The organism is Mucilaginibacter sp. SG564 (assembly GCF_013149275.1).
In the GTDB taxonomy this organism is placed as follows: Bacteria; Bacteroidota; Bacteroidia; order Sphingobacteriales; family Sphingobacteriaceae; genus Mucilaginibacter.
This window is the reverse complement of the sequence record NZ_JABGNA010000029.1, coordinates 1-9358: the sequence shown is the minus strand read 5'-3', so window position 1 is coordinate 9358 and position 9358 is coordinate 1. Positions and strand designations below refer to the sequence as shown.

At 46.4% G+C, this 9358-nt stretch carries 6 protein-coding genes and 1 pseudogene; 6 read left to right on the top strand and 1 reads right to left on the bottom strand.

Annotation, left to right across the window (positions count from 1 at the left end; genetic code table 11):
- The 5 genes and pseudogenes from FHW89_RS28525 to FHW89_RS28505 form a co-directional block, all read left to right on the top strand.
- Positions 1-336 (top strand): annotated as a pseudogene (locus tag FHW89_RS28525) (glucosamine-6-phosphate deaminase); the annotation flags it as partial.
- Between the two features lie 94 nt (positions 337-430).
- Positions 431-838: a DUF4279 domain-containing protein gene (locus FHW89_RS28520; RefSeq protein WP_172338451.1), complete on the top strand. Its 408-nt coding sequence runs from the start codon at positions 431-433 to the stop codon at positions 836-838.
- 164 nt (positions 839-1002) lie between these two features.
- Entirely contained in the window at positions 1003-2118 is a 1116-nt protein-coding gene (locus FHW89_RS28515; protein WP_172338450.1) for an acyltransferase family protein, read from the top strand.
- 2 nt (positions 2119-2120) lie between these two features.
- Positions 2121-2621: a DUF2059 domain-containing protein gene (locus tag FHW89_RS28510; protein ID WP_172338449.1), complete on the top strand. Its 501-nt coding sequence runs from the start codon at positions 2121-2123 to the stop codon at positions 2619-2621.
- 65 nt (positions 2622-2686) lie between these two features.
- Positions 2687-5563 carry a pitrilysin family protein gene (locus FHW89_RS28505; RefSeq protein ID WP_172338448.1) on the top strand — a complete coding sequence of 959 codons (2877 nt, stop codon included), beginning with the start codon at positions 2687-2689 and terminating at the stop codon, positions 5561-5563.
- Positions 5564-5743: 180 nt separating this feature from the next.
- On the opposite strand, the gene FHW89_RS28500 is transcribed toward FHW89_RS28505, so the two are convergent.
- A complete protein-coding gene (locus FHW89_RS28500) occupies positions 5744-6352 on the bottom strand; it encodes a hypothetical protein (protein ID WP_172338447.1) in 609 nt (202 codons plus the stop codon).
- A 75-nt stretch (positions 6353-6427) separates the two neighbouring features.
- On the opposite strand from FHW89_RS28500, the gene FHW89_RS28495 reads away from it, so the two are divergent.
- Positions 6428-9073, top strand: coding sequence for a ligase-associated DNA damage response DEXH box helicase (locus FHW89_RS28495; protein ID WP_172338446.1), 2646 nt, complete (start codon positions 6428-6430; stop codon positions 9071-9073).
- The last annotated feature ends 285 nt before the right edge of the window (positions 9074-9358 follow it).

The window sequence follows — 9358 nt, the reverse complement described above, 5'->3', positions numbered from 1 at the left end:
TGTTTCAACATTATCCTGGCTGCTTTGGCGAGGTTAAAAGGTAAAGAGGCCTGGGTGGATGATTGCTGGTTGTGGATGTACCGCGGTGCATGGCATGAGTTTGAAACCTACGAAATTGAAATGGCTGTGCCTCTTTCACCTCAGGAGGTGATCCGTAAGCGGAATGCGATCTTTAAACATCAATCGCAAAAGGATCGGCCTGTGTTCCCGGGTGATGATGCAAGAGAGTTCTGGGTAAGGGCTGAGGACCGTACCCGTGACACTGCCCAGCGTTATGACCGTCTCGGATTGGCTGAATATGAGGCTATGGAGGCGTTTAAACGGTATATATTTTAAGCAGGTTAGACGCATGTGATGCGTCTCTACATTTTTTTATTTTCGTAGTCAGGGACACATGTAATGTGTCTCTGACTTTTTTAACCAGGATATCATGTCTTGTATACTTAGAATAACAGGTAAAAATTTTGATGTGGACGATTTTATCAGGCAAAGTAAAATATTACCATATGATACATTTTATAAAGGTATACCCAGAACCAAATCCGGACCCAATGGCGAAAAACTAAATTTCTCTGGCTGTAGTTTAGAAGTCAGTAAAGCTAATTTTGACGAGTTCAATCAACAAGTACAGGAAGCCGTTGATTATTTAAACAATCATCAGCAAAAATTACAACACATAAAGCTGACGCCTGAAATTCAATATGCAACTTTAGATTTCGCGGTAGAATATAATCCTGATAAATTTACGCAAACACAGTATCTGCCCACTGAGCTGCTAAAACTTAGTGTGGATCTGGGAATAGGGATTGAAATCTCAATTTATCAACAGAGTGAATAGTAAGGTAAGCGGGGAATGTGCGATTCCCTCCCCTCGGGAAGGGGCAGGGAGGGGTTTCATTAAGCGCACAGTTTGATCGCTTGTATAAACCCCTCCCTGCCTTTGCACGCAAGCCAACCGCACCCCTCCCGTGGGGAGGGAATTAAAAATAAAACGAAAACCTAATGACCGCCACGCAAAATAAAACGCAAAACTCAAGACTAATTTCTCTTGACGTGATGAGAGGAGCTACCATCGCCGCCATGATATTAGTAAATGATCCCGGCGATTGGGGGCATATCTATGCGCCATTGGAACACTCCAAATGGGATGGCTGTACGCCTACCGACCTGGTGTTTCCTTTCTTCCTGTTTATGGTGGGCGTATCTGTGGTATATGCTATGGAAAGCAAAAAGGCCACGGTACCACATGGTAAACTGTTGCTAAATGCTTTGCGCCGCACACTTATATTGATCGCCATTCCCTGGATCACGCAGTTGATATTTCATCCGGATGGCGGATTGTCGCATCTGCGCCTTCCGGGTGTGTTGCCGCGTATCGCGCTGGTTTATTTTATCTGTACTATCCTCTACCTCAAAACATCGCAAAAAACCCGCGACTGGATATTTGCCTTCGCGCTCATTGGTTATTTTATCATCATGACCTGCATACCGGTGCCTGGCGTTGGCTACGCCAATCTGAAACCCGAAACCAACATGGGCGCCTGGATAGACAGGCTGGTATTTGGTACCAACCACCTCTGGCGCGAATCGCATACCTGGGATCCCGAAGGTTTACTGGGCACATTACCAGCTCTGGCAACAGGTCTGTTCGGCATAAGGGTTGGTACATGGTTAAAACGTAAGGATCGCGATGATAATGTTAAAGTAAGCTGGATGTTTACCTATGGCGTAATAGCTGTAGTACTTGGCCTTATCTGGGACCTGTTCTTCCCCATCAACAAAGCGTTATGGACAAGCTCATTTGTGCTATACACCGGAGGTTTGGCCACTATTGCGCTGGCCATGTGTTATTGGCTGATCGATGTGCAGGGCCGTAAGCGGTTCACCTATTTCTTTGTGGTTTTTGGGGCTAATGCTATTACCGCCTATGTGTTATCGGGCTACATACCGCATTATATGGGGATGATTAAAATTGGCGGGGCATCTATTTATCAAACTTTATTTGCACCTTACTTTTCGCCTATCAACGCATCATTGGTCAGCGCCATATTTACGGTAGCTATATTATGGCTGGTGATGTGGGTATTCTATATCAAAAAGATCTTTATCAAAATCTAAGCATGAAACTCAACCTTATCACAATTGCCACACTACTATTTTTATCGATTAGTGGCCTCAGAGCCCAAACAACATCTTCAACGTTAGCGCCATCACATTTAAAAGCGGCAGAAACTTTTTTAAACGCGATGGGTTTAAATGTCCAGTTTGAAAGTATGACCCAAAAGATGATCAGTGCTTCAAGTGCCCAAATGCCCGAACAACAACGGGCTTCCTACATAAAGGTAATGGAAACATTTATGCAAAAGTATTACACCTGGGATAAACTAAAGGATAGCTTTTGTAAAATATATGCAGAAGAGTTTACAGAAGATGAACTTAATCAATTAACCGCCTTTTACAACACTCCTCTGGGGAAAAAGGCAAGCTCTAAAATATCTTCATTAATGCAAAAAGGGATGGTCATAGGTCAGCAAATAATTGCCGATCACCGCCCTGAACTGGAGCAAATGATGAAAGACGCGTTTCAGGCTGATGCTGCTCCGGCCCCAAAGAATAATTAACATAAAGTAATTTGTAACTAAGAATTTCGTTTTGCATCTTAGTAATATATATCCCCATTATTAATATGAATTTAAACCTTAAGCTTTCTGTACTAGCCCTGGCCATAGCCCTCAGTTCGGGAAGCGCCTTTGCACAAGTAAAAAAGAAACCGGTTACACCGGCAAAAAGCAAACCAGCTTCCGCTGCTGCGCAGGAAGCGCCAAAAGGGAATACCTTGCCGGTTGATGAACAGGTGATCATTGGCAAACTGCCTAATGGCTTAACTTATTACATCCGTAAGAATGTAGAGCCTAAGAACAAAGCCGAACTATACCTGGTAAATAAAGCCGGATCGGTTTTAGAGACCGACGATCAGCAGGGTCTGGCTCACTTCACCGAGCACATGGCTTTTAACGGTACCCGCGATTTCCCAAAGAATGCCATGGTTGATTATCTCCAAAAATCAGGTGTAAAATTTGGTGCCGATCTGAACGCTTATACCTCCTTTGACGAAACCGTATACCAGCTGCCTATTCCATCTGATACGGTTAAAATATTTGAAAACGGCTTTAAAATATTGGCCAACTGGGCTGGTTATGTAAGCTTTGACCCCAGCGAAATTGATAAAGAGCGCGGTGTGGTGTTAGAGGAAGAACGCTTGCGTGGTAAAAATGCCCAGGAACGTCTACGGGTGCAAACCTTACCGGTACTGTTGAATAATTCGCGCTATGCATTGCGTTTGCCTATTGGTAAAGAGGATATATTGAAAAACTTTAAACCGGAAACCATCAAAAGTTTTTACCACGACTGGTATCGCCCTGATCTGCAGGCTATAATAGCCGTAGGCGATTTTGACCCTAAGCGCGTAGAAGAGTTGATCAAGCAAAATTTTTCGCAACTGCAAAACCCAGCCGGCGAAAAACCACGCACCAAATATACTGTACCGCCAACACCTGGTACAGCGGTTAAAATAGCTACTGATAAAGAGTTTCCGTACACGCTTGCCCAAATTATTGTAAAACACCCAGGAACGCCTACCAAAACTACTACCGATTACATGCAACAAATGCGTGAGCAATTGTTTAACCAGATGCTAAATGCCCGTTTGGGTGAACTCAAGCAAAAACCTAATCCGCCGTTTTTATATGGAGCCTCCAGTTATGGTGATTTTATTGGCGGGCAGGATGCCTTTACCTCTATAGCCGTATCCAAACCCGGCGAACTGGAAGCTGCTGTTAAAGCAGTGGTTGCCGAAAACGAACGTGCCCGCAAGTTTGGCTTTACCCTTACCGAACTGGAACGCGCCAAACAAGATGCTTTGGTTGGTATAGGTAACGCTTATAAAGAACGCGATAAAACCCGCTCTGTAAATTTTGTACGGGAATATCAGCAAAACTTTTTAACCGGCGAAGCTATCCCCGGTATTGAATTTGAATACAATTTTTATGTAAACAACATTGGCAAAATAACCCTTGCCGAAATGAACGCCCTTGCCGGTAAATTCATCAGCGACCAAAACCGTGTGGTAATTGTGGAAGGCCCGGATAAGGATAAAGACAAACTGCCCGATGAAAAAACTATTCTGCAATGGATAGCTTCGGCAGGCCAAAACATTACCGCGTATGTTGACAATGTATCGTCAGATCCACTAATCAGCAAATTACCCGATGGTAGTGCCGTGACCAGCGAAGTAAAAGATGAAGCCATCGGCACTACTACGCTTACCTTAGGCAATGGTGTAAAAGTGGTTTTAAAACCTACTGAGTTCCGCAACGACCAGATTCTGATTAATGGCTATTCCTTTGGCGGTACCTCATTAGCCAGCGACGATGATTTTACCTCGGCCAACTTAGCGGCTCCTATAGTAAGCAGCAGCGGTATTGCCCAGTTTAACCAGGGCCAGCTGGATAAAAAGCTGGCAGGTAAAAACGTAAACATATCACCATATATCGGTGAGTATGCGCAGGGCATCAATGGTAACTCATCACCGGCGGATTTTGAAACGGCTATGCAGCTGATCTACCTGTATTTTACACAGCCGCGTAAGGATAAAGATATCTGGCAGTCACAAATTGACCAAACACGGTCGTTGCTGGCCAATCGTGGGCTGGATCCGGTAAATGTGTTCCAGGATACCGTGTCGGCTGTTTTGAGCAATCATAATTTCCGGTCGATGGTAACCACGATCGATAGGTTAAATAAGGCTACATTAGATAAAGCTTACGACTTTTACAAAAGCCGTTTTGCTGATGCCAGTGGGTTTACTTTTACCCTTGTTGGTAATTTCGATGTAACCGCTATCAAACCTTTGCTTACCCATTACCTGGGCGGTTTACCATCAACCAACAGCAACCAAAACTTCAAGGATCTCGGGATCCATCCACCGGCAGGCATCGTTAACACCACCGTAAACAAAGGTGTTGGCGAAAAAAGCAGCGTACAACTGGTTTTCAGCGGCGATTATGAATATAACGATGCCAACAACCTGCAAATGGACGCACTGGAAGAGGTATTAAACATTAAGCTCATAGAACGTCTGCGTGAGCAGGAAAGTGGCGTATATGCACCGGGTGTGCGTGCCTCCTATCGCAAAATTCCGGGTGGCCGTTACAGCATCACCATATATTTTGGTTGTGCTCCTGAAAATGTGGATAAGCTGATCAATGCCACCATCGAGGAAATTGGCAAGATCAAACAAAACGGAGCTCAACCAACAGACATCCAGAAATTTGTGGCCAAAGAAGCTCGTTCAACACAGGAACAATTAAAAGAAAACTTCTTCTGGGCAAGTTACCTGGCCTCTTCGTTGCAAAACAAAGAAAACCCAGACCAGATCCTCACCCATGTAAGCAGTCTTGACCAGGTAACTGTTCAAAGCACCAAAGATGCCGCCAACAAATACCTGAGCGGTAAAAACTATATCAAACTGGTACTTATGCCAGAAAAAACCGAAAAGAAATAGTTTTTTATTCAGCGGTACAAACAAAAAAGCCCCGCCAGATAAACCGGCGGGGCTTTTTTGTAACGTTAAGTCATCCTGAACTTATTTCAGGATCTCACAGGACAAGTTGACCATCAAGTTATAACTTTATTTGTGGAATGCCGAAACAAGTTCGGCATCACTTAATAGTATAGATTCCCCTCAATGCATGTTTAAATAAGCAACTGACGTATCATGTAGCTGATGAACCACCACGCCCACGCATTTACCGGCAGCATCTATCTCAAAAGAAATCCCTTTATCCAAATCGGTATAAACCTGTACTTTGCCATCCTTATTTTTGTAATCGCTGGTTGGTTTTAGGTTATAGCTCTTTTTGATCTCATCGACAGTGCTGCCAACTCCAAGGCCTTCGGCGGTTTTATACTCGGGTGAGTTAATTAATATCTTCTTGACGCGACTAATAATCTCGTCCTTATCACCCATTTTACGATGCGCAAACACGCTGGTACGGTAACCATCGGCTTTATGCCCCGCGTACCACACCATTAGTGAACTTCCCATTGCCGCGTCCGAGCTATCTGGCCTGCCCAATAATTGACTCACATTGGCTACATCCTCGCTTAATACAATATCGCCAATACTCCTGCCCGGGGTAATCAGTTTATTGGTTACAGCGGTTTTGGCTTTAGCAGTGTCAGCAGCATTCGCGGTGTTATCGGCACTGTTTTGTTTTTGTCCTGGCTGCTTACAGGCAAACAGGGCCGCACAGCATAATAATAGCACACTATTTTTCATCCTATTTTTCATAACGGTATTATATTTATTTTATTAGGGTAGCTTGATATACCTAACCAAATTAACATTAATTTGTTGAACAAATAAATGATATCAAAAGGCCAACAAGTTATACAGCAGTGGTACAGGCAAAAAAACTGGCAGCAATTCCCCTTTCAACAAGAAATGGAGGCGGCCTACCTGTCGGGTTATTCCGGCTTGCTTAATGCGCCTACAGGTAGCGGTAAAACATTTGCTCTGTTCCTGCCCTTCCTGGCCGGCTTTATCAATCAACATCCGGATACTTACACCACCCAAAAAAATAACGGCCTGCTCATGCTGTGGATAACACCCCTGCGTGCGCTTACCAACGATATCCGCAAGGCCATGCAGGAAGCCTGCGACGAGATCGGTCTGCCCTGGCACATCGCCACCCGCACCGGCGATACGCCTGCTGCCGAGAAACAGGCACTCAAGAAAAAGCTCCCCGAAGTACTGCTCACCACCCCCGAAAGCCTGCACCTGATGCTGGCCCAAAAAGAGTATCCCAAAATGTTCAATCGGCTACAGGTAGTGGTGATCGACGAATGGCACGAGCTTCTGGGCACCAAACGCGGCGTACAGGTGGAGTTGGGATTGTCGAAGTTGAAAATTTTGGGTGCGGGGTTCAAGGAGCGAGGTACGGGAAATGAAAATAAAATAGTATCGAGAAACTCCGACTCAAACCTCACGCCCCGAGCCCCGAACCCCGAACCCGGCACCCAGAACCTCGCTCCCCGCACCCCACTTCGCATCTGGGGTATCAGCGCTACCATTGGCAATCTGGAGCAGGCAGCCGAGGTTTTGTTAGGGAATGATTTCCCACCTGATCGCATTAAAATGGTGAGGGCCAACCTGGATAAAAAGTTGGATATCCGGTCGATCATTCCCGAAAATGTCGAGAACTATTCCTGGGCCGGGCACATTGGTTTAAAATTACTGCCCGAGGTAATGGAGATTGTGGCCCGGAGCAAAACCACCTTGATATTTACCAATACCCGTTCACAATCCGAGATCTGGTATCATGCCATCCTGGATAATTATCCCGAATACGCGGGTATTATGGCTATGCACCATGGTTCGCTGGATAATGAGCTGCGCAACTGGGTGGAGCAGGCCCTGCACGCTGAAGCCCTGAAACTGGTGGTATGTACTTCGAGCTTGGATCTGGGGGTCGATTTCAGGCCGGTTGATACCGTGGTGCAAGTGGGCAGCCCCAAAGGCGTGGCCCGTTTTATGCAGCGCGCAGGCCGGAGCGGTCACCACCCCGGCGCGGTATCCCGGGCTTATTTTGTACCCACCCACTCCCTCGAACTGCTGGAAGGCGCCGCCTTGAAAGAGGCTATTAAGAAAGGCATTTTTGAAAGCCGCGACCCCATGTTGCTCACCATGGATGTGCTGATACAATATATGGTTACCCTGGCTGTATCAGACGGTTTCCGTGCAGAAGAATTGTTTAACGAAGTAAAAACCACTTATGCCTTTGCCGATCTGAGTCGTAACGAGTTTGGTCAGTTACTGGAGTTTATCACTACCGGCGGCAAAACCCTGGCCCAGTACGATGAGTTTTTAAAAGTGGAGGTAGAGAACGGCCTCTATAAAGTAAACAACCGCCGCGTGGCCATGCGCCACCGTCTCAGCATCGGCACCATCACCAGCGAACTCAGCGTACGTGTAAAATGGTTGAGTGGCGGCAGCCTCGGTACCATCGAAGAATCGTTTATATCCCGCTTAAAACCGGGCAACACGTTTTGGTTTGCGGGGCGCAGCCTCGAGTTTATCCGGGCAAAGGAAATGACAGCCTATGTCAAAAAATCAAATTCCACCAAGGGCATTATCCCCAGTTGGAACGGTGGCCGTATGCCTCTGTCGTCGCAACTGGCGGCGGTGTTCAGGGATAAGCTGGATGAGGTAGCGCATGGGGTAGAGAAGGATGAAGAAGTGATAGCTCTGAAACCCCTATTTAACATGCAGCAAGAACTTTCGCACCTGCCGCAAAGTCATGAATTCTTGATCGAGTCGTTCAAATCGCGCGAGGGGCACCACCTGTTATTTTATCCTTTTGAAGGGCGCTTGGTACATGAGGGTATGGCATCATTATTGGCTTTCCGCATCAGCAAAATAAAACCGGCCAGCTTCTCTATCGCCATGAACGATTATGGTTTCGAGTTGTTGACCGACGAAGACGTTCCCATTGAACATGTACTGGAAGATGCCACCTTTTTTTCGATCGATAATCTGCTGGATGATATTCAACACAGCCTCAACGCCAATGAAATGGCGCGCCGGCGCTTCAGGGATATCGCCCACATCGGCGGATTGGTATTCACTGGCTATCCCGGTCAGCCCGTAAAAAACAGGCACTTACAGGCATCCACATCACTACTGTTCGAGGTATTTACCGAATATGAGCCCGACAACCTACTGGTAAGGCAGGCTTATAACGAAGCGCTGGCTTTTCAACTGGAAGAGTTTCGGCTGAGGGCGGCCCTGCAACGCATCGCCACACAAACTATCATCCTCAAAACCATTGAGCGCCCAACGCCATTCGCATTCCCTATTATGGTTGATAGCCTGGGCCGGGAAAAGCTCACCACCGAAACCCTCGAAGAGCGCGTCGCCAAAATGGCTCGCAGCTACGGCGCCGAAGGCTTTGCCGAACCCGCCGAACGCAAAGGCCGTAAACCGGGGGTTACCAGGAAGAAGGGGTTTTAAAGTTGCTGGCAACCAAAGCAAAAGACGGCCTGTCATCCTGAGCTTGTCGAAGGATCGCGCGGAGAGGCCTGCCCACCATGCTTCGACAAGCTCAGCATGACAGCCTCTCCCATCGACTCACCCTTTGGTTTTAAGATAGTTCTATTTAGTACTAGTTGTTATTGTTGAAATGGGGGGTGCAGGGGGGGGGTAAGAACTAAATACTTTGTGGAAAACGTTAAGATAAAAGGCAGGGTGAACTTATCGACTCACTAGCTTATAAGAGAGCTTGTCCGGGTATCAGTC